The 24,183-nt window shown below is 54.0% G+C and carries 19 protein-coding genes and 1 other RNA gene; 6 read left to right on the forward strand and 14 right to left on the reverse strand.

From position 1 onward, the window contains the following. Positions 1 to 57 precede the first annotated feature (57 nt). On the reverse strand, positions 58 to 1,911 hold the full coding sequence (locus MUU46_RS13650) for a bifunctional sugar phosphate isomerase/epimerase/4-hydroxyphenylpyruvate dioxygenase family protein (protein WP_258965786.1): 1,854 nt from the start codon (positions 1,909 to 1,911) through the stop codon (positions 58 to 60). 125 nt (positions 1,912 to 2,036) lie between these two features. On the opposite strand from MUU46_RS13650, the gene MUU46_RS13655 reads away from it, so the two are divergent. After that, a complete protein-coding gene (locus tag MUU46_RS13655; protein ID WP_159756014.1) occupies positions 2,037 to 2,675 on the forward strand; it encodes a TetR/AcrR family transcriptional regulator in 639 nt (212 codons plus the stop codon). Here the strand turns inward: MUU46_RS13655 and fumD are convergent, their stop codons facing one another. Continuing rightward, a complete protein-coding gene (fumD, locus tag MUU46_RS13660) occupies positions 2,676 to 2,888 on the reverse strand; it encodes a fumarate hydratase FumD (protein ID WP_159756011.1) in 213 nt (70 codons plus the stop codon). 216 nt (positions 2,889 to 3,104) lie between these two features. Here fumD and ynhH point away from each other — a divergent pair, with 216 nt between their 5' ends. The 3 genes from ynhH (at position 3,105) to MUU46_RS13670 (ending at position 5,267) form a co-directional block, all read left to right on the forward strand. Further along, complete coding sequence (gene ynhH, locus MUU46_RS23050; RefSeq protein WP_445326602.1) at positions 3,105 to 3,296, forward strand: protein YnhH; 192 nt, start codon at positions 3,105 to 3,107, stop codon at positions 3,294 to 3,296. A 14-nt stretch (positions 3,297 to 3,310) separates the two neighbouring features. Next, positions 3,311 to 4,723, forward strand: a complete 1,413-nt coding sequence (gene pykF / locus MUU46_RS13665) for a pyruvate kinase PykF (RefSeq protein WP_159756008.1) — start codon at positions 3,311 to 3,313, stop codon at positions 4,721 to 4,723. Between the two features lie 307 nt (positions 4,724 to 5,030). Then, on the forward strand, positions 5,031 to 5,267 hold the full coding sequence (locus tag MUU46_RS13670) for a major outer membrane lipoprotein (protein WP_034455915.1): 237 nt from the start codon (positions 5,031 to 5,033) through the stop codon (positions 5,265 to 5,267). Positions 5,268 to 5,334: 67 nt separating this feature from the next. Here the strand turns inward: MUU46_RS13670 and ldtE are convergent, their stop codons facing one another. The 10 genes from ldtE to ydiJ form a co-directional block, all read right to left on the reverse strand. Next, positions 5,335 to 6,339: a L,D-transpeptidase LdtE gene (gene ldtE, locus MUU46_RS13675; protein ID WP_159756005.1), complete on the reverse strand. Its 1,005-nt coding sequence runs from the start codon at positions 6,337 to 6,339 to the stop codon at positions 5,335 to 5,337. Between the two features lie 107 nt (positions 6,340 to 6,446). Then, positions 6,447 to 6,863 (reverse strand): cysteine desulfuration protein SufE, encoded by a 417-nt coding sequence (gene sufE / locus MUU46_RS13680; RefSeq protein ID WP_258965787.1) that lies wholly within the window; start codon positions 6,861 to 6,863, stop codon positions 6,447 to 6,449. Between the two features lie 12 nt (positions 6,864 to 6,875). Continuing rightward, positions 6,876 to 8,096 (reverse strand): cysteine desulfurase SufS, encoded by a 1,221-nt coding sequence (gene sufS, locus MUU46_RS13685; RefSeq protein WP_159755999.1) that lies wholly within the window; start codon positions 8,094 to 8,096, stop codon positions 6,876 to 6,878. Beyond that, on the reverse strand, positions 8,093 to 9,364 hold the full coding sequence (sufD, locus tag MUU46_RS13690) for a Fe-S cluster assembly protein SufD (protein ID WP_258965788.1): 1,272 nt from the start codon (positions 9,362 to 9,364) through the stop codon (positions 8,093 to 8,095). Before sufD ends, sufS begins: the two co-directional genes overlap by 4 nt. Next, positions 9,339 to 10,085, reverse strand: coding sequence for a Fe-S cluster assembly ATPase SufC (gene sufC / locus MUU46_RS13695; RefSeq protein WP_258965789.1), 747 nt, complete (start codon positions 10,083 to 10,085; stop codon positions 9,339 to 9,341). Before sufC ends, sufD begins: the two co-directional genes overlap by 26 nt. Before the next feature lie 16 nt (positions 10,086 to 10,101). Then, positions 10,102 to 11,589, reverse strand: a complete 1,488-nt coding sequence (gene sufB / locus MUU46_RS13700) for a Fe-S cluster assembly protein SufB (RefSeq protein ID WP_258965790.1) — start codon at positions 11,587 to 11,589, stop codon at positions 10,102 to 10,104. Positions 11,590 to 11,591: 2 nt separating this feature from the next. Further along, positions 11,592 to 11,966 carry a Fe-S cluster assembly scaffold SufA gene (gene sufA / locus MUU46_RS13705; RefSeq protein ID WP_159755990.1) on the reverse strand — a complete coding sequence of 125 codons (375 nt, stop codon included), beginning with the start codon at positions 11,964 to 11,966 and terminating at the stop codon, positions 11,592 to 11,594. 334 nt (positions 11,967 to 12,300) lie between these two features. Next, complete coding sequence (gene lpxP, locus MUU46_RS13710; RefSeq protein WP_159755987.1) at positions 12,301 to 13,215, reverse strand: kdo(2)-lipid IV(A) palmitoleoyltransferase; 915 nt, start codon at positions 13,213 to 13,215, stop codon at positions 12,301 to 12,303. A gap of 418 nt (positions 13,216 to 13,633) precedes the next feature. Continuing rightward, positions 13,634 to 14,044, reverse strand: a complete 411-nt coding sequence (gene menI / locus MUU46_RS13715) for a 1,4-dihydroxy-2-naphthoyl-CoA hydrolase (protein WP_258965791.1) — start codon at positions 14,042 to 14,044, stop codon at positions 13,634 to 13,636. Beyond that, the gene (gene ydiJ / locus MUU46_RS13720; protein WP_258965792.1) at positions 14,041 to 17,097 is read right to left on the reverse strand and encodes a D-2-hydroxyglutarate dehydrogenase YdiJ; all 3,057 of its coding nucleotides are present in this window, start codon (positions 17,095 to 17,097) and stop codon (positions 14,041 to 14,043) included. The genes menI and ydiJ overlap by 4 nt, the downstream gene beginning before the upstream one ends. Positions 17,098 to 17,547: 450 nt before the next feature. Between ydiJ and ydiK the strand changes: the two genes are divergently transcribed. Then, on the forward strand, positions 17,548 to 18,672 hold the full coding sequence (ydiK, locus tag MUU46_RS13725) for an AI-2E family transporter YdiK (protein WP_258965793.1): 1,125 nt from the start codon (positions 17,548 to 17,550) through the stop codon (positions 18,670 to 18,672). Positions 18,673 to 18,866: 194 nt separating this feature from the next. Continuing rightward, an RNA gene (rprA, locus tag MUU46_RS13730) (antisense sRNA RprA) lies at positions 18,867 to 18,974 on the forward strand. Between the two features lie 3 nt (positions 18,975 to 18,977). Here rprA and MUU46_RS13735 read toward each other — a convergent pair. After that, positions 18,978 to 21,347: a glycoside hydrolase family 3 N-terminal domain-containing protein gene (locus MUU46_RS13735; RefSeq protein ID WP_258965794.1), complete on the reverse strand. Its 2,370-nt coding sequence runs from the start codon at positions 21,345 to 21,347 to the stop codon at positions 18,978 to 18,980. A gap of 192 nt (positions 21,348 to 21,539) precedes the next feature. Further along, positions 21,540 to 23,918 (reverse strand): phosphoenolpyruvate synthase, encoded by a 2,379-nt coding sequence (gene ppsA, locus MUU46_RS13740; RefSeq protein ID WP_159755956.1) that lies wholly within the window; start codon positions 23,916 to 23,918, stop codon positions 21,540 to 21,542. Positions 23,919 to 24,183: the final 265 nt, after the last annotated feature.

Consider the following 24,183-nt stretch of genomic DNA (forward strand, 5'->3'; position numbering starts at 1 on the left):
TGCAGATGAATGTTGTTATTTTCACTCCACCAGCCGAACCTTTTGGTTCAGTCTGATTTACTCACTGTACTGCATGGCCGAAAGACGGACCGCCGCATTGACCGCACCGTATTGTGCATAGCCGTTACGTCGTTCGGTTAACTCAAAGAAAAAGCGTCCGGCGCTGAATGGGAGAGTATACAGATGTAAAAACTCGCCGCCGCTGCCGTCACGATCGTACAGGATCTGCTGCTGTTGCAGAATGTCGACCTGTTCACTGTCGCCAAACCGCGCCCGCAAATCCTCATAATAGTTGGCTGGAATAGGCAGCGCAGAAGGCAGCCCGCCGGGTAAGGTTTCAAGCACTGCGGGTAAATCCGCGCAGGAAAATGCCGCATGCTGCAGGCCCGCACCTTGATAGCAGGCTACCGAGCGCGCAATCTGCGTGGCGCGACTTTGGGAAATATTTAGCGCCAGGCGAATATTGCCCTGTGGGCTGTGTACCGCCAGGCTGCGTACCAGCCCGTAAGGATCGGGCATCGTCTGCTCATGCTCAAGCGTAAAACCAAAGACGGTGCGGAAGAACATCACCCAGTTATCGCGGCTGTCGGCTTCCATCCCTAACGCCAGATGATCGATGCCTTGCAGGCCAGAAGTCGAGACCGGCACATTGAGTTCAAAGTCGCGGGCGTAGATATCATCACCCTCTTCCACCAGATAAATCAGGCTACCGTCCGGGGCGCAAACCGCCGGGATAGTGCTTTCATTCGGCCCCACTTCCCCTTGCCAGGTGGCGTAGCCGTAAGCTTTTGCCCGGGAAATAATCGGCTCACTGCGGCTAACGCGCAGCGCCATAGCGCACAGAGAAACGCCGTGCCGCTGCCAGAAGTGATCGGCCCAGCTGTGCGGCTGGTGATTGACAATCACCCGTGCGCCGCCGTTTTGCCACAGGCTTACTTTTTTACTGCGGTGCATTCCCTGCTGCTGGAAGCCCATTTGGCTTAGGCTGGTACCGAGTTTTTTTGCTTCAGCGGGACTGGCGGCAAATTCAATAAATTCCGGCCCCTGATATTCCGGCAGCGCGGGCAGCGAGCAGAGTTCTGCTTCGGTTTCTGGTAACTGTTGACGGGTTTGTTCTTCCAGCCACAGCAGAGAACGATAACCGTCCTTCGCGGTTGCGCCGTTTGGCGAGGCGCGAAAACCATCGTTGAACACCTCCAGCGACCACGGACCGCGATAGCCCCGCCGGGTTAAATCGGTGGCAAATTCCACCACCGGAAGCTCGCCCTGCCCCGGGAAGCAGCGGAAATGGCGGCTCCACTCGAGTACGTCCATTTTCATCACCGGCGCATCCGCCAGTTGGAGGAAGGTGATTTTATCGACCGGCACTTCGTCCAGCCGGGCCAACGTGTCACCCAACGCCAGTACGTGGAAACTGTCGAGCACAATCCCCATCGCCGGGCTGTCCACCGCTTTTACGCGCTGCCACGCCTGATGCCAGCGATTCACCTGAGTTCCCCAGGCTAGCGCTTCGTACCCGACATTGATTTTTTCACGTTCGGCCAGTTCCGCCAGCGCACGCAGGTCGCTGATTTGCAGGTCAATATCCGGGCTGGTGTCCGGCGCTACGCTGCTGCATAACAGCAACGTGTCGCAGCCGAGTTGATGCATTAGCTCAAATTTACGTCTGGCGCGTTCGAGATTGGCGGCAAATTGCGGGCGACTGGCACCTTCGAAATCACGAAAGGGCTGAAAAAGCGTGATCTGCAAACCGAGATCGGCGGCCATCTGTCGGATATCCGCCGGCGAACCGGTATAATAGAGCAGATCATTTTCAAAAATTTCAACGCCCTGATAGCCTGCATCGGCAATGGCGCTCAGTTTTTCCGGTAAGGTGCCTGATATCGAGACGGTTGCGATGGAGCGCAGCATAGTGTCACCTGTCATGATCCACGGGAAAGCTGAATATGAATCATTTGGTTCATCTGCGCCATAATTCGTTGCTAATTTGTGATCATTGTGTGTATTTTTTGTTCTTACTAGAAGCTGGAGTTGCTATGTCTGTTGTTGTTCACGATGAAGCCCAGAGCCTGAAAGAGAAGATTTTTGCCGCTGCCATCGCGGTTTTCGCCGAGCACGGCCTGGCCGGGGCGAGAATGGAACAGATAGCCGGAGAGGCGCAAACCACCAAACGGATGGTGGTTTATTACTTCAAAACCAAGGAACAGCTGTATCAGGCGGTACTGGAACACGTGTATGCCCGCATTCGTGAAAACGAGCAGCAGCTGGGGCTAGAAAACTTACCGCCGGTCGAAGCGCTGGTACAGTTGGTGAAATGGAGCGTGGCGTACCACGCAAGCCATGCGGATTATATGCGGATCATTTGCATGGAGAACATGCAGCGTGGGAAGTGGCTGAATGCGTCAGGTTTGTTGAAACCGCTAAACAAAAGCGCCCTGTCGATTCTGGAAAATATTCTCGATCGCGGTCAGCAACAGGACATTTTCCAGCAAGGCGTTGAGGCCCGGGACGTACATCGTCTGATCAGCAGCTTCAGTTTCTACCAGGTGTCAAATTTTTACACCTTTAATAGCCTTTATCTGGAAGGCCCCCTGCCGGAAATTGACGACCCGCAACTGGTGGCGCATCACTCAGAAATTGCAGTGAAAGCTGTCTTGCGCTTTGTCATTGCCTGATTATTGACCCGCCAGCGCGGTGATGACGCGTTCCATCGCCTCGCGGGTCTGTTCGTTGCGTTTGATTTTCTGGTTAGCAAGCGATGTGCGCAATACGCCAGCAATTACAATGTGTTTGGGCTCTTGTCCCAGGTCGCGCATCTCCAGTACGACCTTGCCGACCACCCGGCACATCTCCTGATACAGCGCTTCATCTTTACCTTGATTGCCCATCTCTAACTCCTGCTAACTCATTAATTTTCAATTCATTACTGATGATAGCGTCTTTCTGGGTAACTTTCGCCATTAGATTCTGTTACAAAGTAAAGATCGCCTCGTAATGATTTTGTTAAGCGCTATCGTCTTGTTCTGAAACGGTGTTTTCATTTTCCTTTTCAACCGTAACCTCGTATAATACGCACCGATTCTTTCTTGAATGGTTTCAGCGCATTGGACTGCATAAAAAATAACGTAAAACTTCATCCAACCTTCGTAGCTGAAAACCAGGCTCACTTTCCTCTGCACGCTTTTTTGATGTCACCTATCCTTATCTCGTGGCATCGCGACTTTCGTAATACAGGTTTCGTTTCGTGGCAGTGCGCCCACGATCCAAATTTTCCTATTCCTTCTCTCTCAACTTAAAGACTAAGACTGTCATGAAAAAGACCAAAATTGTTTGCACCATCGGTCCAAAAACCGAATCCGAAGAGATGCTGACCAAAATGCTGGACGCCGGCATGAACGTGATGCGTCTGAACTTTTCTCACGGCGACTATGCTGAACACGGCCAGCGCATCAAGAACCTGCGCAACGTGGTGAGCAAAACCGGTAAATCAGCGGCAATCCTGCTGGATACCAAAGGCCCTGAAATCCGCACCATCAAACTGGAAGGCGGCAACGACGTCTCCCTGAAAGCAGGCCAGACCTTCACATTCACCACGGATAAAACCGTTGTCGGTAACACCGAGACTGTGGCTGTCACCTACGAAGGTTTCACCAGCGATCTGAGCGTCGGCAACACCATTCTGGTTGATGACGGCTTGATCGGTATGGAAGTTACCGCTATCGAAGGCAACAAGGTTGTTTGTAAAGTGCTGAACAACGGCGACCTGGGCGAAAACAAAGGCGTTAACCTGCCAGGCGTTTCCATCGCTCTGCCAGCTCTGGCTGAGAAAGACAAACAGGACCTGATCTTCGGTTGCGAACAGGGCGTTGACTTCGTTGCAGCTTCCTTTATCCGTAAGCGTTCTGACGTGCTGGAAATCCGTGAGCACCTGAAAGCCCACGGCGGCGAAAACATCCAGATCATCTCCAAAATCGAAAACCAGGAAGGCCTGAACAACTTCGACGAAATCCTCGAAGCATCTGACGGCATCATGGTTGCTCGTGGCGATATGGGCGTTGAAATCCCGGTTGAAGAAGTTATCTTCGCACAGAAGATGATCATCGAAAAATGCGTACGCGCTCGTAAAGTGGTGATCACCGCGACCCAGATGCTGGATTCTATGATCAAGAACCCACGTCCAACCCGCGCAGAAGCCGGTGACGTTGCTAACGCCATCCTCGACGGTACCGATGCAGTAATGCTGTCCGGTGAGTCTGCAAAAGGTAAATACCCGCTGGAAGCTGTGACCATCATGGCCACCATCTGCGAACGTACTGACCGTGTAATGAGCAGCCGTCTGGATTTCAACAATGACAGCCGTAAGCTGCGCATCACCGAAGCGGTTTGCCGTGGTGCAGTAGAAACTGCTGAGAAACTGGAAGCGCCATTGATTGTTGTTGCGACCCAGGGCGGTAAATCTGCGCGTGCTATCCGTAAATACTTCCCGGATGCCACCATCCTGGCGCTGACCACCAACGAACTGACTGCGCGTCAGCTGGTGCTGTCTAAAGGCGTTAACGCGCAGCTGGTTAAAGAAATCTCTTCTACTGATGATTTCTACCGTCTGGGTAAAGAAGTTGCACTGCAGAGCGGTCTGGCTCAGAAAGGTGACGTTGTGGTGATGGTTTCTGGTGCGCTGGTACCAAGCGGAACCACCAATACTGCATCCGTTCACGTACTGTAATTTCGGTTCAGTCGACTTAATTTGCATAAAAGCGCCCTCGCGGCGCTTTTTTTATTCCTTTGATAGACTTATTTAATAAAATTGCAAATCGGATTTCACTATTTAAATTTTGATTATCTAAGATTAATCCAATGAAATCGTACTGTTTTCACACAACTTTTGCATTTTGTACATCCATTAGATGCTTCTTTGAGCGAACGATCAAAAATAAGCGTATTCCCATCAAAAAAATATTCTCAACATAAAAAACTTTGTGTAATACTTGTAACGCTACATGGAGATTAACTCAATCTAGAGGGTATTAATAATGAATCGTACTAAACTGGTACTGGGCGCGGTAATCCTGGCTTCTACTATGCTGGCAGGTTGTTCTTCTAACGCTAAAATCGATCAGCTGTCTTCTGACGTTCAGACTCTGAACGCTAAAGTTGACCAGCTGAGCAACGACGTGAACGCAATGCGTTCTGACGTTCAAGCTGCTAAAGACGACGCAGCACGCGCTAACCAGCGTCTGGACAACCAGGCTCACTCTTACCGTAAGTAAGAGTACCTGTAATAAAAATGGCGCACATTGTGCGCCATTTTTTTTACCTGTTAATCACCTTTCCACGTTATTGCATTATCCGCGTTTCATTCGCCGTTGAAGGCGTTCCATTCTGAACGGAAATGACCTGATTCTGCCCTGTCGCCACCGGCGTTACGCCTGAAGAGACAACAACAGGGATCCCCGCCCGCCGGTACATCGCTTTATCCGCCATCACCTTATCGGTGCCTTTATCGGTGGCGAACTGCGAATAGCCCGCAGGGAGCACGTAGGTCATGGTCTGTGGGTTCTGGGTTTCATCCTGCGTCAGTGGACGGTGAACTTCCATATAACGCGTACCGTTCGGCTCAATCGAATATTTCACTGGCTGGTTAATCACCTGCACCGGCGTCCCGACCCGTACCTGTGCGAACAGCGCTTTGATGTCATCGGTAAACATCCGCATACAGCCGGAACTGACGCGTAGCCCGACGCTGCTCTGCGCATTGGTCCCGTGGATCAGATACTCACCGTTACCGTACGCCAGACGCAATGCGAAGCGCCCCAGCGGATTATTAGGCCCAGCGGGTACCACTGGGGGCAGCGTAATGCCTTTTTCCAGTGAGCGCTGGCGGATGCCCGCTGTGGGCGTCCAGGTCGGATTAGGGATTTTCTGACCGACGCGAGTGGTCATTTCAGGCGTTTCAAGCCCAAGCTGGCCAATGCCTAACGGATACACCTGCACCGTATTACCGCCTGGTGGGAAATAATAGAGCCGGAGCTCAGCCAGATTGACCACAATGCCTTCCCGCGGTACGTCAGGCAGTAGCAATTGAAGCGGAATGATCACCTGCGTTCCCGGTTTCGGCACCGGCGCAATGGTGTTATTCGCTTCAAGGATTATCATCGCGGCGGTATCAAAGCGCCGGGCAATGGTTTGCAGGCTATTGTCGCCTTCCTGCACCGTGTAGGTTTGGTTTTGTCCAACAAGACGGCTACCGTTAGCCGGTAAGGTGTATTCAACCGCTCTGGCGGCCTGAGACGCGCCGAGAGCACCTAAGAGCATTAACGAGATGAGAGATGCGCGTTTCATACTGAGTTTCCCTTTTATTCACTGACAGAACGCCAGAAAGCTGAACCACCCGCGAGGTGGAATCCCCACCTCGCGTTACAGAATGAAAGCTGTATTTTAAGATTAGTTTAGCTAAAACTCAGAGCCTGCGCGCGAATTGCGCGGATCATCGCTTCGAGCCCCTGCGAACGCGAGGGCGTAAGGTGTTGGGTGAGCGCCATTTTCTCAAACCACGGGCGTACATCGAAGGCCAGAATGTCCTGGGCAGTCATCTGATGGTAGAGAATAAAAACGACGGCGATCAGACCCTTAACGATAGCTGCGTCGCTGTCGCCGTGCAGCTCTATCCGCCCGTCGGCGCTGCGTTTCATCACAATCCACACCTGACTCTGGCAGCCCTGAATAATGTTTTCCGGGTTATGCGCATCCTCACTCAGCGGGGCTAAACGCTGGCCCAGCTCAATGATATACAGATATTTCTCTTCCCAGTTGGCGCAACGACTGAAGTTACGCAACAGCTTATCTTTGTCCGGCAATGCGGCCATAGAGCCTCCCTGTCAGCCCAGTAGACGATGTATACGTTTCAATCCTGCCACCAGACGGTCTACCTCTTCAACCGTGTTGTACATCGCAAGCGATGCGCGACACATAGCAGGCACGTTATAGAACGCCATTAGCGGCATGGCGCAATGGTGTCCGGTACGCACTGCAATACCGTAATTATCAAGGAAACTGCCGACATCATAGGCGTGATGTTTACCGAGATTGAACGCGATAACACCGAGTCGATTTTGCGGACCGTACAGCGTGAGTTCTGGTACCGTTGCCAGCTCCGCCAACGCATAATGCATTAAGGTGTGTTCGTAATCGGCAATATTGTCCAGACCCAGCCCGCTGATATACTCCAGCGCCGCCCCGAGCGCGATAATCCCGCCCGTGTTAGGCGTGCCCGCTTCAAAACGCCACGGCGCTTTCGCCCACGTGGTGCCTTCCGTCAGACTGACGGTGGCAATCATTGAGCCCCCGCCTTCCCACGGCGGCATATCCTGCAAAATTTCATCTTTCGCGTACAGTACGCCGATGCCGGTCGGGCCATACAGCTTGTGCGCTGAGAAAACATAAAAGTCGCAGTCCAGGTTTTGCACATCCACGGCGTGATGCATCACCGCCTGTGCCCCGTCGATCAACACTTTTGCGCCGTGCTGATGTGCCAGGTCGGTCAGCGCCTTCACGGGGTTTTCTGTGCCGAGCACATTCGACACCTGAGTTACCGCCAGCAGCTTCGTGCGTTCGTCAAACAGACCGGGTATTACATCCAGCTGCAGCGTGCCGTCAGCGTTAAGTGGGATGACACGCAGTTCAGCGCCAACGCGCGTACAGAGCATCTGCCATGGCACGATGTTGGCGTGGTGTTCCATCTGGCTGATAACGATGTTATCGCCCTGAGCGACATGACTGTCGCCCCAGCTGTTCGCCACCAGGTTGATGCCTTCGGTGGTGCCGCGCACGAACACCAGTTCTTCAGCCGAACGGGCATTGAGGAAGGTGGCAGCCTGCTGACGCACCTGCTCCATTCGGGTCGTGGCTTCAGCGCTGAGGGTGTGAATACCACGATGCACCGCCGCATAACCGTGACGATAAAACTCCGCTTCAGCGTCGATTACCGCGTTAGGTTTTTGCGCGCTGGCCGCGCTGTCCAGATACGCCAGCGGCTGGCCATTGACTTCACGGGTCAGCAGCGGGAAATCGGCCCGCACCCGTTCAATGGAAAATGTCATGCTCTTCCTCCCGGCAAGCGCTGGCCAATCCGCGCCAGCACTTCATGTCTGATGGTCTCATCGCTAATGGCTTCAGTCAGCTCAGCGGCAAACGCATACATGATCATCTGCTGGGCGGCCTGCTGTTTAATTCCGCGCGAACGCAGATAGAACAACTGTTCGTCGTCGATACGCCCAATGGTCGCGCCGTGGCTGCACTTTACGTCATCGGCATAGATTTCCAGCTGCGGCTTGGTGTCCACTTCTGACAGTTTTCCGAGCAGCAGATTATTGTTGGTCATCTGCCCGTCGGTTTTAATCGCGTGCTGTGCAACATTGATAAGCCCGTTAAATACCGCCCGGCCTTTATCGCTAACAATGGTTTTATGCAGCTGACGGCTGTTGCAATAACCTTTGTTATGCTCAAGCCAGGTGCGGGTGTCGCACACTTCGTTGTTCACCGGCATCGCCAGGCTGTTAATGCGCAGCGTGGTGTTTTCGCCGTTGAGCTGAGTGCTGGTGTTATGCCGCAGCACCACGCCGCCGAGCAGGAAACTGTGGCTCGCCGCGCTGGCATCCTGACCAAGCTGAATGTCGTTATGACCGAAGTGATAGCTGGTCGGGTTTTCAAATGCGAGCTTGATATGCTGCAAATGCGCGTTGTCCGCGACCTGCATCGTCAGGCGCGAACCGGTAAAGTGTCGCGCGGTATTCAGACTGACGTAATGTTCAATCACCGTAGCTTCCGCACCCTGCGCCAGTTCCAGATGATGGCGATAATGCGCGGTGTTCATCTCCTCACCTTCGGCACCCTGAGTGATATGCATCAACAGCAGCGGTCTGGCAGGACGCTGATTACGCGCCACCTGAATATGCGTCACCGTCTGCGCCAGGCTTTCCGTGAGGTGCAGGAACACGTCCGGCTGCACCGCCGCAGGCAGCGTCTCACGCGCGTTATCAACCGTGACCTGGAAACCACTCTCTGTCAGCGAGTCGCTCAGTTCGCGGATAAATCGACCGTTCACAAACACCATTCGCAGCGCATCAATTGGCAGCGCCAGCGCGTCACGCTGTTGCGCATCGATCGTCGCATCGGCGCTGACAAACTGGCTGTTCAGCAGTCCATCCAGCGGCGTGTATTTCCAGTTTTCTTGTTTACGCGTTGGCAGGCCGAGACGCAGCATCTGCTGCAGGTGCTGTTCCGAATGTGCCGTGTGCGCGGTGCTTTGCGCCTCGAACAGATGATGCCATTGCTGCAGCGCGTTACTGCTGTTCGGTAAGCCAGCCATAGCCCTGCTCCTCCAGCTGTTTAACCAGCGTGAAATCGCCGGATTTAACGATACGGCCCTGATACAACACATGCACAAAGTCCGGTTTGATATAGTCGAGAATACGCTGGTAGTGGGTGACGATAATAAACGCCCGTTTGCCGTCACGCAGCGCATTGACGCCGTCGGAGACAATTTTCAACGCATCAATGTCCAGCCCTGAATCCGATTCATCAAGAATGCACAATTCCGGCTCAAGCACCGCCATTTGCAGAATGTCGTTACGCTTTTTCTCACCGCCGGAGAAACCGACGTTGACCGAACGCGTCAGCAAATCTTCAGGCATTTTCAACAATTTGATTTTCTCTTCCATCAGATCCTGAAAATCAAAGCGGTCGAGTGATTCCTGGCCGCGATATCCCCGCACTGCGTTGAGCGCCGTTTGCAGAAAGAACTGATTACTGACGCCGGGGATTTCCACCGGATACTGGAAGGCCATGAAGATGCCTTCTCCGGCGCGATCTTCCGGGGCTAACTCCAGCAAATCTTTGCCTTTGAATTCAACCGTTCCGCCAGTCACTTCGTAATCTTCACGCCCGGCGAGCGTCGCCGACAGCGTACTTTTCCCGGAGCCGTTCGGCCCCATGATGGCATGCACTTCGCCCGGGCGAATTTCCAGATTAAGCCCGCGCAGGATCTCTTTATCTTCTACCGCTACCTGTAAATCTTTAATGCTTAACATGGGTGTCCCTTAATCCTTAACCGACGCTGTGTTCGAGGCTTATCGCCAGCAATTTTTGTGCTTCGACCGCAAACTCCAGCGGCAGCTCTGAGAAAACGTCCTTACAGAAACCGTTAACGATCATTGAAATCGCGTCGTCTTCGCTGATACCGCGTTGCAAGCAGTAGAAAAGCTGATCTTCACCAATGCGCGAGGTCGTGGCCTCGTGCTCAAGCTGAGCGGTGTTGTTGCGACATTCGACGTACGGGAAGGTATGCGCTCCGCTGTCCGGGCCAATCAGCATCGAGTCACACTGGGTGAAGTTACGCGCGTTGGTCGCCGTCGGCATGATTTTGACCAAACCGCGATAGCTGTTCTGGCTGTGTCCGGCAGAGATCCCTTTCGAGATGATGGTCGATTTGGTGTTTTTGCCGATGTGAATCATCTTGGTGCCGGTGTCGGCCTGCTGATGTCCTGCGGTCAGCGCCACCGAGAAGAACTCACCGATGGAATTATCCCCGCGCAAAATACAGCTAGGGTATTTCCAGGTAATGGCCGAGCCGGTTTCTGACTGGGTCCATGACATTTTGCTATTTTCACCTTCGCACAGCGCACGTTTGGTAACGAAGTTCAGAATGCCGCCGGTGTTGTTATCGCCCGGGAACCAGTTCTGCACTGTGGAATATTTCACTTCCGCATCTTTGTGGATAATCACTTCCACCACTGCGGCGTGTAGCTGGTAGCTGTCGCGCACCGGGGCCGAGCAGCCTTCGATATAGCTCACGTAGCTGCCTTCATCGGCCACCAAAATTGTGCGCTCGAACTGGCCAGTTTTTTCGGCGTTTATGCGGAAATAGGTCGACAATTCCATCGGACAGCGCACGCCTTTCGGCACATAAATAAAAGTGCCATCAGAGGCGACCGCGGCGTTCAGCGCGGCAAAGAAGTTATCGTTACCTGGCACCACGGTGCCGAGATATTTCTGCACCAGTTCGGGATAGTCATGGATAGCCTCGCCGAACGAACAGAAAATAATGCCCTGCTCGCCCAGTTTTTCGCGGTAGGTAGTGGCGACAGAGACGGAGTCGAAGATCGCATCAACCGCTACCTCACGACCTTCACGTACCGGCACACCGAGCAGGCTAAACGCATCTTCGACTTCCTGACTCAGGAACGCATTGGCCCCGGTTTGCTGAACCGCACCCGGTTCTGAGACACAGGTTTCATCGCAGTTACCGCAGGAGGGTGCTGAGTAGTAGCTGTAATCCTGATAGTTCAGTTTGTCGTAATGCGCTTTCAGCCAGTGCGGCTCTTCCATTTCGAGCCACGCACGAAACGCGTTCAGCCGAAATTCGAGCATCCACTCTGGCTCGTTGCGTTTAGAAGAAATGGCCCGCACTACCTCTTCGCTGATCCCTTTCGCCAGTTCGTCGGTCTGCAGGTGGGTAAAGAACCCTTCTTTATAATTGAGCTGACCACCGGCCCAGGTTTTGACATCGTCAGTTGCTTCAATATTACGTGACATAATTACTCCGCCTGAACCCCAAAACTTTCACCACAGCCACATTCATGCTGGGCTTTCGGGTTGTGAAACTTAAAGATCTGATTTAAGCCTTCGCGCACATAATCCACTTCCGTGCCGTCGATAAAAGGCATCGCCTGTAACGACACCCACAGCTTCGCGCCGTCAGACTCGAACAGTAGATCGTCCGCTTTCGGTTCGGTGACGGTATCCAGTACGTAAGCAAAACCCGCACAGCCGGAGGTTTTCACTCCCAAACGGATCCCCTGTACGCCCTGCTTGATTGCCAGATCGCACACATGCGCCGCCGCAGCGGGCGTCATACTGATTCCGCGCCAGGAAAAATCAGCCGGGTTGAAGGTTTCTGAATGCAATTCCATAGGTCCACCTTATACGTTGAAGCCATCAGGGCATCCCTCCATGTTAGTGATAATGATTATCACTTCAACCCCTTGTCAGCAGGGGCTTTCAGCAGAATGCCTCCAACAGAGGGCTTTTACTAAGCATAGACCCTGTGCGCAGACTGGACAGGGCTATCGGGAAATGTTCAATGCATTGAAAAATAAATGCTTTAACTTCAACGGCGGAGAAAAATTGCGGCAATGAAAAGATGTAAAGAAAATACCTATTTATGAGATAGGAATTGCTGTCTGCGGCGACAATAAAAAAGCCCCGTGGCAAATGCACACGGGGCTGTCATAAAAAATAGGTTCGTTAGTAGAGCGACGCCTGTCCGACCGGGCGCGTTTTGAAGCGACGATGCACCCATAAATACTGCTCTGGCGCGCGCAGGATCTCTTTCTCGATAACCTTGTTCATATAGCTCGCGGCCTTGAATTCGTCTTCAGTCGGGTAATCGGTCAGTGCTTCACTGATGTAAAGACTGTAACCCCGGTTATTGGCTTTACGCACCATGGTGATGGTCAGCAGAGCGGAACCTGATAAGCGTTGAAGCACAAACGTACCGTTGGTGGTCGCCGCCTCCGGGACGTTAAAGAACGGCGCGAAGGTGCTGCCTTTCGGGCCGTAATCCTGATCCGGGGCGAACCAGACCGCTTCCCCGGCTTTCAGCGCGCTCACCAGTCCACGCAGATTACGGCGGTCGATCATCGCTTTATTGGAACGCAGGCGCCCTTTGGTCTGCACCCACTCCATCAATTTGCTGTTATGTGGACGGTAGGTTGCCATCATTGGACGGCACAGACCCATCGTTCTGCCACCAAGCTCCAGCGACATGAAATGCACGCCGACCACCATAACCCCTTTTTTGTTTTCAAGCGCTTTGGTCAGGTTTTCGTAGCCTTCTACATCAAACCATTTTTTTACCCGGGCATCGCTCCAGAACCAGGCCATACCGGTTTCAATTAAACCCATTCCGAGAGAAATAAAGTTCTGCTCAATTAATTTCTCTTTTGCTTCGGCGGTCATATCCGGGAAACAAAGTGTTAAATTTGTTGACGCAATCTTTTCTCTTCTTTTCAAAAATGGACGCGCGGCGCGGCCGAGAGAAGACCCGATAATATACAGCAGCGGATAGGGAAGTTGGACTAGCAGCCACAGCACACCTAAACCAAACCAGGTTAACCCGTTGCGAGGGTGCAGTAGCGTTTTGTCGAAGGCTTTTGCCATCGTTAATTCCTGTAAGCATGTGAACCAGTAACGCATAAGGAAAAAACGAAGAAAATCATCAATCTTTAGGCGATACGTTGTGAATTTTCACGTCGATTAAAAGCCAGTTTTAACCGAAGCGCCAAAAGTCTCTTTGCAAAGTGAATCCAGAATAGAGACAAAAGTGGCTTCCGTGGGGTGCAGGCGAAGTGCTCCGATGAGGATGCAACATCTGTCTGGAAAAAGATAGTGAATTAATCTGAAGCTACAGTTAACTGCGCAGGAATAAAACGGGACCATTCTTATGGTTGAGCACAATAAACGTCAGCAATTCTTATCATTAATTCGAAGAGTGTCGGTTATTGAATCAATTCGCCAGAAATAAGGCAGAAAAGCACCGGGACTGAGTGCTTTTCTGCTCGCTTTTCGTTCAATAATTCTAAACCACCGCGGTGGTGAGTCGGGAAGAGCAGCACAATTTGCCGTACTCATCGAAGATCTCTATCTGCCAGACCTGATGACGCCGTCCGGCATGCAGCGCTTTACAGACGCCGCGCACCCTTCCGCTCCGCACGGCGCGCAGGTGATTGGCGTTAACCTCTACCCCTACCACTTTCTCATCGCCTTCAGTACAAAGATAACCCGCCACAGATCCCAGCGTTTCGGCCAGCACCACCGACGCACCACCGTGCAGCAGGCCAAAGGGTTGATGCGTTCGGCTGTCCACCGGCATGGTGGCTTCCAGGCTATCGTCGGTCAGACGCTCAAAGCGAATATCCAGCAGGCCAACCATGTTGCCCTCGCCCATCGCATTGAGCGCCTCCAGCGTCGTGCTACGTTTCCAGATCATCCCATAATCTCCAGTAAAGCCTGCAACGGATGGCGCACGCCGCTGCCCTCAACGCGCTTCACTTGGCTGCGACAGGAATATCCCGTGGCCAGACAGCGGTTGCGAGGCAGGCGTTGCATCGCCTGTTGCCACGACAGCGCATAAATGCCCAATGAGTTAGTGTGATTCTTCACTTCATGACCATAGGTTCCGGCCATGCCACAGCAGCCCACGTTGACGCTTTCCAGCTTTGCGCCAAAACGCGCGAAAATAGACGCCCACTGTTTGGGTGCCATCGGCAAGGCGGTCACTTCAGTGCAATGACCGAACAGATACCAGGCCTCACCGCTGACGTCACGCATTTCGGTGTTTTCCAGCGCTTTCGGCAACCACTCATGCACCAGCTGAACCTGGAAATCCCCGCGTTTTTCGCCGAGCGTTTGCTTGTATTCGTCGCGATAGCACAGCACCAGCGCCGGATCGACGCCCACCATCGGCATCTCGAGCTGCGCCACACGGTTGAGGAAATCGGCCGTTTTCTGCGCCGTTTTCGCAAAACGCGCCAGGAAGCCTTTAATATGCTGCGCTTTACCGTTCGGTGAGAACGGCAGTACCACCGGCTGATAGCCGACGCGTTCCACCAGCCGGACGAAATCTGCCACCACCTGCGCGTCGTAGTAGCTGGTGAACGGATCCTGCACCACCAGCACCATTTTCGCTTTTTGTTCCTGGCTCAACGCTTCAAGCTGTTCGAGAGTCAGATTCGCCGAGCGATGTCCCACCATTTGCTGCTGCAGCGACGGCGTCGACAGCAGCGGCAGATCAATCATGCCGATGTGCTTCTTCGACAAACTTTTCACCCACGGCTGGCTGATAAAGAAGTTGAACGTTTTCGGCGCGCGCGCCATCAATGGCGCATAGCTTTCGACCGTGGCGACCACGTGATCGCGCATCGGGCGCAAATAGCGGGTGTGATACAGCTGCAGGAAGCGCGAACGGAAATCCGGCACGTCAATTTTGATCGGGCACTGCGTTGAACAAGCTTTGCAGGCCAGACAGCCGGACATCGCCTCTTTCACTTCGTGCGAGAAATCGTATTCGCCTTTATTGGCATGCCAGCTGTTGCGCGTCCGCTCTATCAGGCCCCGCAGGCTGGCGCGTTTTTCCGGCAGCTCTTTTTCAAGCTTGAGCGGATCAATACCGCGATCCGCCAACAAACGCAGCCATTCACGCACCAGCGTGGCGCGCCCTTTTGGCGAATGCATTCGGTTACTGGTGATTTTCATCGACGGGCACATCGGGCTGTTCACATCGAAGTTAAAGCACAAGCCGTTGCCGTTACACTCCATCGCACCGCGCCAGGAGGTACGCACCGAAATCGGGATTTGACGGTCGAAGGTACCGCGTTTGACCGCATCGACTTGCATCATCGGCGCATCCACCCCTTCCGGCGGACATATTTTCCCTGGATTAAGACGGTTATTCGGGTCGAATGCCGCCTTTACTTTGCGCAGCTCGCCGTACAGACTGTCGCCAAAGAATGCCGGGCTATATTCCGCGCGGAAACCTTTGCCGTGTTCACCCCACAGCAGACCTCCGTATTTTGCCGTCAGCGCGACGACGTCATCGGAAATCTGCTTCATCAGGATTTCCTGCTGCGGGTCGCACATGTCCAGTGCCGGGCGCACGTGCAGCACGCCCGCATCAACGTGACCAAACATACCGTAGCTGAGGCCATGCCCATCGAGCAACGCACGGAATTCGACGATGTAATCCGCCAGATGCTCCGGCGGCACGCAGGTGTCTTCGGCAAACGGAATCGGTTTGGCAGCGCCTTTGGCATTGCCAAGCAGGCCAACCGCTTTTTTACGCATCGCATAAATTCGCTCGATACCGTCCAGTTCATTGCAAAGCTGCCAGCCGATTACGCCACCCTCGCCTGCGGCGATCAGCGCATCAAGACGCTGACACAGCGCACTCACCTGGCCTGCGATCAGTTCTTCATCATCACCGGCAAATTCCACGATATTCAGGCCGAGCATCTCTTTTTCCGGCACGTCGGTAATGAGTTCGTTGACGGAGTGCCAGACGATATCTTCCCGCGCCAGATTCAGCACTTTCGAATCGACGGTTTCCACCGACATCGCGCGCGCATCGACCATAAACGGCGCATTACGCAGCGCCGAATCGAAGGAATCATATTTGACGTTCACCAGACGACGCACTTTTGGCAGGCGCGTGATATCCAGGCGTGCTTCGGTGATGAATGCCAGCGTGCCTTCCGACCCGGTCAACACGCGGGTCAGGTCAAACTCGGTCATGTCGTCATTGAAGACATGACGCAAATCGTAACCGGTGAGGAAGCGGTTCAGTTTTGGGAAGCTGTCGATAATCAGCTGACGATTTTCTTTGCAGCGCTCATACACCGTGCGGTAAATGCGCCCGCTCGCCGACTGCTCTTTGGCCAGTGTTTCCGCCAGCAGCACCGGCACCGGCTGTGTATCAAGAATATCGCCACCCAGTAACACCGCCCGCACGCCCAGCACGTGGTCAGAGGTTTTGCCATACACCATTGACCCTTGCCCGGACGCATCGGTGTTGATCATCCCGCCAAGCGTGGCGCGATTGCTGGTTGACAGTTCAGGTGCGAAAAAATACCCGTAAGGTTTCAGAAACTGATTAAGTTGATCTTTGATGACGCCCGCTTCTACCCGCACCCAACCCTCTTCGGGATTGATTTCAATGATGCGATTCATATAGCGGGACATATCAATGACAATGCCCTGGTTCAGCGACTGGCCGTTGGTACCCGTCCCGCCACCGCGAGGCGTGAAGACCAGCGAGCGGAAACGCTCTTCATCGGCAATGCGTGAAAGCAGCGCGACATCTGCGGTTGAACGGGGGAAAACCACGGCATCGGGGAGGAGCTGATATATGCTGTTATCGGTCGCCATCGTCAGCCTGTCGGCATAACGGGTGGCAGTATCGCCGGTAAAACCTTGTTGCTCCAGTGCCTGCAAAAAATTCAGCACCAGCTGAACAACGCCGGGTGCCTGAGAAATCTGTGGGATCATGACGCTTGACCCTGCCTGACTAAGTTGTGTTGGACGGTTTTTACCCAAAAGAATTCGAGTTGCATCCAGGCGGCAACAGAGCTAGCCCGATGAGCTTACATAAGTAAGTGATTCGGGAAAGTGAACGCAGCCAACACCGATGCAGCTTGAAGTATGAAGGGTATGTTTATCGTTTGCGTATTGCCTAAACGTTGTATCACATTTTTCACGGATCAGCTTATTGGTTTTCGGGCCGAACATGGAAACGAAATTGTTGATATTATTATCAGTAAATGGATTTATACCCAAAATTGTTCACGTTACAGGCAGACGGCGACACAGTGAATCCCCAGGAGCTTACACAAGTAAGTAAATGAGGTGAACGAGGAAAGCCAACACATCTGTAACTTGAAGTATGACGGGTATATCATCTGCGCCTCTTTAGGGCGCAACTACTAAGGTACAAAACGTATGACAACCCTTCATCGGCCCCGTGATATACCGCAAATTCTGCTGTCGGTGCTGTTTTTAGCGCTCATGATCGTGGCCTGTTTATGGATAGTACGACCCTTCGTTCTGGGGTTTGCGTGGGCCGCGACAATCGTTATCGCTACCTGGCCGCTGTTGCTAAAACTCCAGCGTTTGCTGTTTGGCCGCCGCTCACTTGCGGTGTTGGTGATGACGCTGCTGCTGTTTTTACTGTTCGTTATTCCGATTGCACTGCTGGTTAACAGCCTTGTCGATGGCAGTGGTCCGCTGGTTCATGCCATCACCACGGGTAATATTGCCCTGCCCGATCTCGGGTGGCTGAACAGCATTCCGCTTGTTGGCAGCAAACTGTACACTGGCTGGCACAGCCTGCTGGACATGGGCGGCTCGGCTATTATGGCGAAGGTTCGCCCATACATCGGCACCACCACCACCTGGTTCGTTGGACAGGCCGCGCATATTGGCCGCTTTATGATGCACTGCGGTCTGATGCTGTTGTTCAGTGCGCTGCTGTACTGGCAGGGGGAAAAAGTGGCGTTCGGCGTACGCTATTTTGCCACCCGTCTGGCGGCTAAACGTGGCGATGCGGCGGTGCTGCTGGCGGGTCAAGCCATTCGCGCCGTGGCGCTTGGCGTGGTCGTCACCGCACTGGTACAGGCGGTTCTGGGCGGTATCGGCCTGGCAATTTCCGGCGTGCCTTACGCGACGCTGCTAACCGTGGTGATGATTTTCTCCTGTCTGGTTCAGCTTGGTCCCTTGGTGGTGCTTATTCCGTCTATCATCTGGCTGTACTGGACCGGCGATACCACCTGGGGCACCGTGCTGCTGGTGTGGAGCTGCGTGGTCGGTACCATGGATAACTTCATTCGTCCTATGTTGATTCGTATGGGCGCAGACCTGCCGATGATACTCATCCTTACCGGCGTTATCGGCGGCCTGATTGCGTTTGGCATGATTGGCCTGTTCATCGGCCCGGTACTGCTGGCGGTGTCCTGGCGTTTGTTTGATGCCTGGGTGCGCGAAGTGCCGCCACCGTCAGACGATGCTGAAGAAGTGCTTGAAGAACTTGAGGCTTTGGAAGCCAGCCACGACAAGCTCGGCAATTGATAAAACGTGGCCCGGATGCGCCTTTGCACCGGGTCTGATACTTAAGTATTACTTATCGTTGTGACCCCGTCGCACCGTTATTCTGCTCAGAATTACCGCTAACACCCATTCAGGCCACTCAAATCCTTTACCTTTTTTTAACGATTAAGACCAATCTGATCGACGCAAAAAATCTGCATGCCTACTATTAGCTCACGGTTATAAATCAACACCTTGATTTATAAGCATGGAAATCCCCTGAGTGAAACAACGAATTGCTGTGTGTAGTCTTTGCCCATCTCCCACGATGGGCTTTTTTTTATCCTTTATTTCACCTCACAGCGGCTCAGCATCTGCCAGTTTTTCGCTAATTCTCGCGTGGTTCCGCTGACGTTAACGATCGCGTTGCCATGAATATCTACTGATGATGAACCTGCCATCAGCGTAAATTCACCCGGTTCGACGATACGTTTCCCGTTACGGTCGGTAAAGTTCAGCATGTCGACAGGCACATGGAAGGTCAGCGTCGCCGACTGATTCGGTGTCAGCTCCACGCGCTGGAACGCTTTCAACTCTTTCACCGGACGCACCATCGACGCCACGTTATCGCGTACATAAAGCTGGACCACTTCGCTGCCGCGACGTTCCCCGATGTTGGTCAGCGTGACCTGCACCGCAATCTCTCCGTCGATAGCCACTTCAGGTGTGATAAGCGTCAGCTCGCTCCATTGGAACTGTGTCCAACTTTTACCGTAGCCAAACGGATAACGGCTACCGAAATGGAAGGCAAATGGCGTGCCGCCGCTTTTCAGTTTGTGGTTGTAGTAATACGGCATCGCCCCGGCACTTTTCGGCACGCTGACCACCAGCCGCCCTTGCGGTTCTGCGCGTCCGGTCAGGACGTCGGCAATAGCCCAGCCACCTTCTTGCCCGGGTGCCCAAGCCATTATTAGCGCCGCCACCTTATCTTCCAGCCCTTGCAGGTTATATGGCCGCCCGCCGGTCATCACTACCACCACCGGTTTGCCGGTTGCCACCAAGGCTTCAAGAAGCTGTTGCTGGACGCCGGGTAGATTGAGTGAGTCGGTATCGGAGCCTTCGCCAACGGTCCCGCTCTGGAACAGTCCAGCCAAATCCCCCACGCAGGCCACAACGACCTCGGACTCCTCAGCCACACGTACCGCGTTTGCAATGAGTGACGTATCCAAAGACACCGGTGATTGCTGGATAGGTTTTCCGCTGCTGTCCCCCGGGAATACTGGTGCGCCCGCCATGCGTTTTTCGATAATGTGGCAGCCTTTGGCATAGCGAACCTGCTGCTCGCCGAGCGTCTGGCGCAGCGCGTCCAGCGGCGTGGTCACCTGCGACGTTTGTTCCAGCATATCGCTGATAATCAGATGGACCGGGAAGCTGTAGCCGCTGAGCAATGCCAACGGATCGTCCGCCGTTGGGCCAATAACCGCCACGTTCGGATTCCCGGTAAATGGCAGCACGCCGTTGTTTTCCAGCAGCGTCAGTGAGCGCGTTGCCACGTCCCGCGCTGCCTGCCGCGTTTGCGCACTTTGCAGTTCAACCGCATTTTCATCGGTGTAAGGCTGTTCAAACAGCCCGAGGCGGAATTTCTCCGTCAAGGTTCGGGTCACGATTTCATCGACTTTGCTCATTGAAATCAGCCCTCGCTCCACGGCCTCTGCCAGATGTCGCGCGCAGTCATCTTTTGGCAGCTCGACGTCCAGCCCGGCGTTAAACGCCAGCGCCGCGGATTCAGCCGCGTCATGAGATACGCCGTGATGCTGATGCAGCAGACTGATTCCGCCGTAATCGGCGACGATAATGCCGTCAAACCCCCACTGCTCACGCAAGATGTGTGTCATCAGGAAGGCGTCGCTGTGGCCCGGCTGGTTATCAATGTCGTGATAGGCGGGCATCACCGACCCGGCGTTGGCGAGTTTGACCGCCATTTCAAACGGCAGCAGGAAGGTGTCGTTGAGTTCACAAAAACCCAGATGCACCGGAGCATGGTTCCGTGCGCCTTCGCTGAATGAATGTCCGACATAATGTTTGAGCGTCGCCAGCAGGTCGCGTTTTTCGCCCTGTAAACCTTCGACGTAGGCGCTGGCCATGACGCCAACCAGCCACGGATCTTCGCCAAAGGTTTCTTCGGTGCGGCCCCAGCGCACGTCGCGAGAGACATCCAGTACCGGTGCCAGCCCCTGATGGCACCCCGTTGCACGGGCCTCATCGCCAATACAGGCGGCGGCGTGGCGAATGAGTTGCGGGTCCCAGGTCGAACCGTAGTTCAGCGGCGACGGAAACAGCGTCGCGTCTTTGCACAGCAGGCCGACCAGGCACTCTTCATGGAACAGCGCCGGAATACCGAGCCGCGTCTCCTCCACCAGCATTTTTTGCAAACGATTTGCGGCGCGCACCCCGGTTCGGGCATCGACAATGTGCGTCCCCATTGGACGGGTGATTTGCCCGACGCCGAGCTTCAGCCGCTCATTCAACGAAGCCTGAGCAGATACCCCGGCAAATTCATCACTCATGTCGCTGCGTTCGCGGTGATCGCCGGTTTCACTCAGCACCAGCCAATAGGCGTGCATCTGGGCAAACTTCTCTTCCGGCGTCATTCTCGCCAGCAAATCGGCAACGCGTTCAGCGACTGGACGCTGCGCATCCTTATACAGTGCGGTCATCAACTTCCCCTCCGTTAAGGTTTATCTGGTTGAGAAGCAGTATTCAGAACCGAGCGAAGGGCGACAATTGTCGAAATTAACAGCGAAGTTATGATTTTTCGTTTTGTTTCAATTCTGTGAAGGCGCTCGACAAACTGTGTCGTGCATAAAAAAGCCCCGACAGCGCAAGCTGCCGGGGCGTTGATTGAGCAATTACTTACGCAGTTCGGCGAGGCTCAGCCAGGTCTGTACCACGGTGTCCGGGTTCAGCGACAGGCTGTCGATCCCCTCTTCCATCAGCCAGGCGGCGAAATCCTCATGGTCAGACGGACCCTGACCGCAGATGCCGACGTATTTACCCTGCTTCTTCGCCGCGCGAATCGACATCGACAGCAGCGCTTTCACCGCCTCGTTGCGTTCATCGAACAGTTCAGACACCACCCCGGAGTCACGGTCCAGACCCAACGCCAGTTGAGTCATGTCGTTCGAGCCGATAGAGAAGCCGTCGAAATACTCGAGGAACTGTTCCGCCAGCAGCGCGTTGGATGGGATCTCACACATCATGATGATTTTGAGACCGTTTTCGCCACGCTTCAGACCCTGGCGCGCCAGCTCATCGATGACCGCTTTCGCCTGGTCCACGGTGCGCACGAACGGGATCATGATTTCCACGTTGGTGAGGTCCATGTCGTTTCGCACCCGTTTCACCGCGTCGCACTCCAGCGCGAAGCAATCGCGGAAGCTGTCAGCCACGTAGCGACCCGCACCACGGAAGCCCAGCATTGGGTTCTCTTCTTCCGGCTCGTAACGCTTGCCGCCCACCAGGTTGGCGTATTCGTTGGATTTAAAGTCAGAGAGTCGCACAATCACGCGTTTCGGGTAGAAGGCCGCGCCGAGCGTAGCGATCCCTTCGGTCAGACGGCCAACATAGAACTCTTTTGGCGAGTCATAGCCTTTCATCATTTCGCGAATTTCGTTTTGCAGCTTCGCGTCCTGATCGTCAAATTCCAGCAGCGCGCGCGGGTGCACGCCGATCATGCGGTTGATGATGAATTCCAGACGCGCCAGACCGACACCTTCGTTCGGCAGGCAGGCAAAGTCAAACGCACGATCCGGGTTGCCGACGTTCATCATAATTTTCAGCGGCAGATCCGGCATGGTGTCGACGGTTGAACTTTTCACGCTGAAATCGAGCATTTCAGCGTAAACGTAACCGGTGTCGCCTTCAGCACAGGACACGGTAACTTTCTCGTCATCCTTCATGCGTTCGGTCGCATCGCCACAGCCGACGACTGCCGGAATGCCCAATTCACGGGCGATAATTGCTGCGTGACAGGTCCGTCCGCCACGGTTGGTAACAATCGCCGCCGCCTTTTTCATGATCGGTTCCCAGTCCGGGTCGGTCATGTCGGTAACTAATACATCACCCGGCTGAATGCGGTTCATTTCACTGATGTCGTGAATGACTTTCACCGGACCTGCGCCGATGCGATGCCCAATGGCACGACCTTCGGCAATGATTTTACCCTGCGAATGCAGCGTATAACGCTCTGTCACCTGGCCGCGAGACCGCACGGTTTCCGGACGCGCCTGCACGATATACAGTTTGCCGGTGTGACCATCTTTGGCCCACTCGATGTCCATCGGGCGACCGTAGTGTTTCTCAATCTGTACCGCCTGTTTCGCCAGTTCCTGAATTTCGTCGTCGGTCAACGAGAAGCGGTCGCGGTCAGCCTGCGGCACATCTTCGATGCGCACCTGCTTCCCGTGTTCCTGGGTTGGGGCATACACCATCCGAATTTTTTTCGAGCCCATGGTGCGGCGCACGATGGACGGACGGCCTTTTTCCAGCGTCGGTTTGTGGACATAGAACTCGTCCGGGTTCACCGCGCCCTGCACAACCATTTCGCCGAGGCCGAATGCGGAGGTGATGAACACCACCTGATCAAAGCCGGATTCGGTATCGATGGAGAACATTACGCCTGCGGCACCGAGGTCGGAACGCACCATGCGCTGCACGCCCGCTGAGAGCGCTACGCCGCGATGGTCATAGCCCTGATGCACACGGTAGGAAATCGCGCGGTCATTAAACAGGGAAGCGAAGACGTGCTTCACCGCCACCAGCACCGCATCGTAGCCCTGCACGTTAAGGAACGTTTCCTGCTGACCGGCGAAGGAGGCATCCGGCATATCTTCGGCAGTCGCGGAAGAACGCACGGCAAAAGAAGCGTCGGCGTCGTCAGACGAAAGCTGGTTATAGGCCTGATGAATCGCCTGTTCCAGCTCAGGTGTAAAGGGAGTATCGATAATCCATTGACGAATTTGCGCACCAGCTTTCGCCAGAGTGGAGACGTCGTCGATGTCGGTTTCATCCAGCAGTTGATAAATACGCTGGTTAACGCCGCTCTGGTCAAGAAACTGATTGAAAGCATCAGCCGTGGTAGCAAATCCGTTGGGTACGGAAACGCCCAAATCGGACAGATTGGTAATCATTTCACCCAGGGAGGCATTTTTGCCTCCAACGCTATCTACATCATTCATGCCGAGTTGGTTATACCAGAGCACCAGCGGTGACGAGCTATTGTTGGACATCGAAACAATTCCTTTTATATCCTTCATTCTTCATGCTGCATGGGCTGCGTTCGCTCCCCCCAGTCACTGACTTAAGTCAGCACTGCGATTCACTAACGTGTCGCCTGCCTGCAGCGCGAATTATTATGGATAGAATAATTAAGAAAAATGCCAGAGCAGATCCGGCGTCGTTATTTATCCTGCCATAATTAACGTGACGGGAAAAAAGGTGAATCGTTCAAGCAAATTAATTTTTTGCTTTTTAAGACTGTTCCTCGAAAACCTT

It is taken from the genome of Scandinavium tedordense (genome assembly GCF_024764965.1).
Classification (GTDB): domain Bacteria; phylum Pseudomonadota; class Gammaproteobacteria; order Enterobacterales; family Enterobacteriaceae; genus Scandinavium; species Scandinavium tedordense.

Bases quoted from the DNA above. Each gene is read 5' to 3' on its own strand.
- ydiJ (WP_258965792.1), bottom strand. From the start codon at position 17,097: ATGATCCCACAGATTTCTCAGGCACCCGGCGTTGTTCAGCTGGTGCTG.
- sufS (WP_159755999.1), bottom strand. From the start codon at position 8,096: ATGACATTTTCCATTGAACGGGTGCGGGCCGATTTCCCGCTGCTGACC.
- lpxP (WP_159755987.1), bottom strand. From the start codon at position 13,215: ATGGCAAAAGCCTTCGACAAAACGCTACTGCACCCTCGCAACGGGTTA.
- MUU46_RS13670 (WP_034455915.1), top strand. From the start codon at position 5,031: ATGAATCGTACTAAACTGGTACTGGGCGCGGTAATCCTGGCTTCTACT.
- sufC (WP_258965789.1), bottom strand. From the start codon at position 10,085: ATGTTAAGCATTAAAGATTTACAGGTAGCGGTAGAAGATAAAGAGATC.
- ppsA (WP_159755956.1), bottom strand. From the start codon at position 23,918: ATGTCCAACAATAGCTCGTCACCGCTGGTGCTCTGGTATAACCAACTC.
- sufD (WP_258965788.1), bottom strand. From the start codon at position 9,364: ATGGCTGGCTTACCGAACAGCAGTAACGCGCTGCAGCAATGGCATCAT.
- sufB (WP_258965790.1), bottom strand. From the start codon at position 11,589: ATGTCACGTAATATTGAAGCAACTGACGATGTCAAAACCTGGGCCGGT.
- sufA (WP_159755990.1), bottom strand. From the start codon at position 11,966: ATGGAATTGCATTCAGAAACCTTCAACCCGGCTGATTTTTCCTGGCGC.
- menI (WP_258965791.1), bottom strand. From the start codon at position 14,044: ATGATCTGGAAACGTAGCACGACGCTGGAGGCGCTCAATGCGATGGGC.
- pykF (WP_159756008.1), top strand. From the start codon at position 3,311: ATGAAAAAGACCAAAATTGTTTGCACCATCGGTCCAAAAACCGAATCC.
- MUU46_RS13655 (WP_159756014.1), top strand. From the start codon at position 2,037: ATGTCTGTTGTTGTTCACGATGAAGCCCAGAGCCTGAAAGAGAAGATT.
- sufE (WP_258965787.1), bottom strand. From the start codon at position 6,863: ATGGCCGCATTGCCGGACAAAGATAAGCTGTTGCGTAACTTCAGTCGT.
- ydiK (WP_258965793.1), top strand. From the start codon at position 17,548: ATGACAACCCTTCATCGGCCCCGTGATATACCGCAAATTCTGCTGTCG.
- MUU46_RS13735 (WP_258965794.1), bottom strand. From the start codon at position 21,347: ATGACCGCACTGTATAAGGATGCGCAGCGTCCAGTCGCTGAACGCGTT.
- fumD (WP_159756011.1), bottom strand. From the start codon at position 2,888: ATGGGCAATCAAGGTAAAGATGAAGCGCTGTATCAGGAGATGTGCCGG.
- MUU46_RS13650 (WP_258965786.1), bottom strand. From the start codon at position 1,911: ATGCTGCGCTCCATCGCAACCGTCTCGATATCAGGCACCTTACCGGAA.
- ldtE (WP_159756005.1), bottom strand. From the start codon at position 6,339: ATGAAACGCGCATCTCTCATCTCGTTAATGCTCTTAGGTGCTCTCGGC.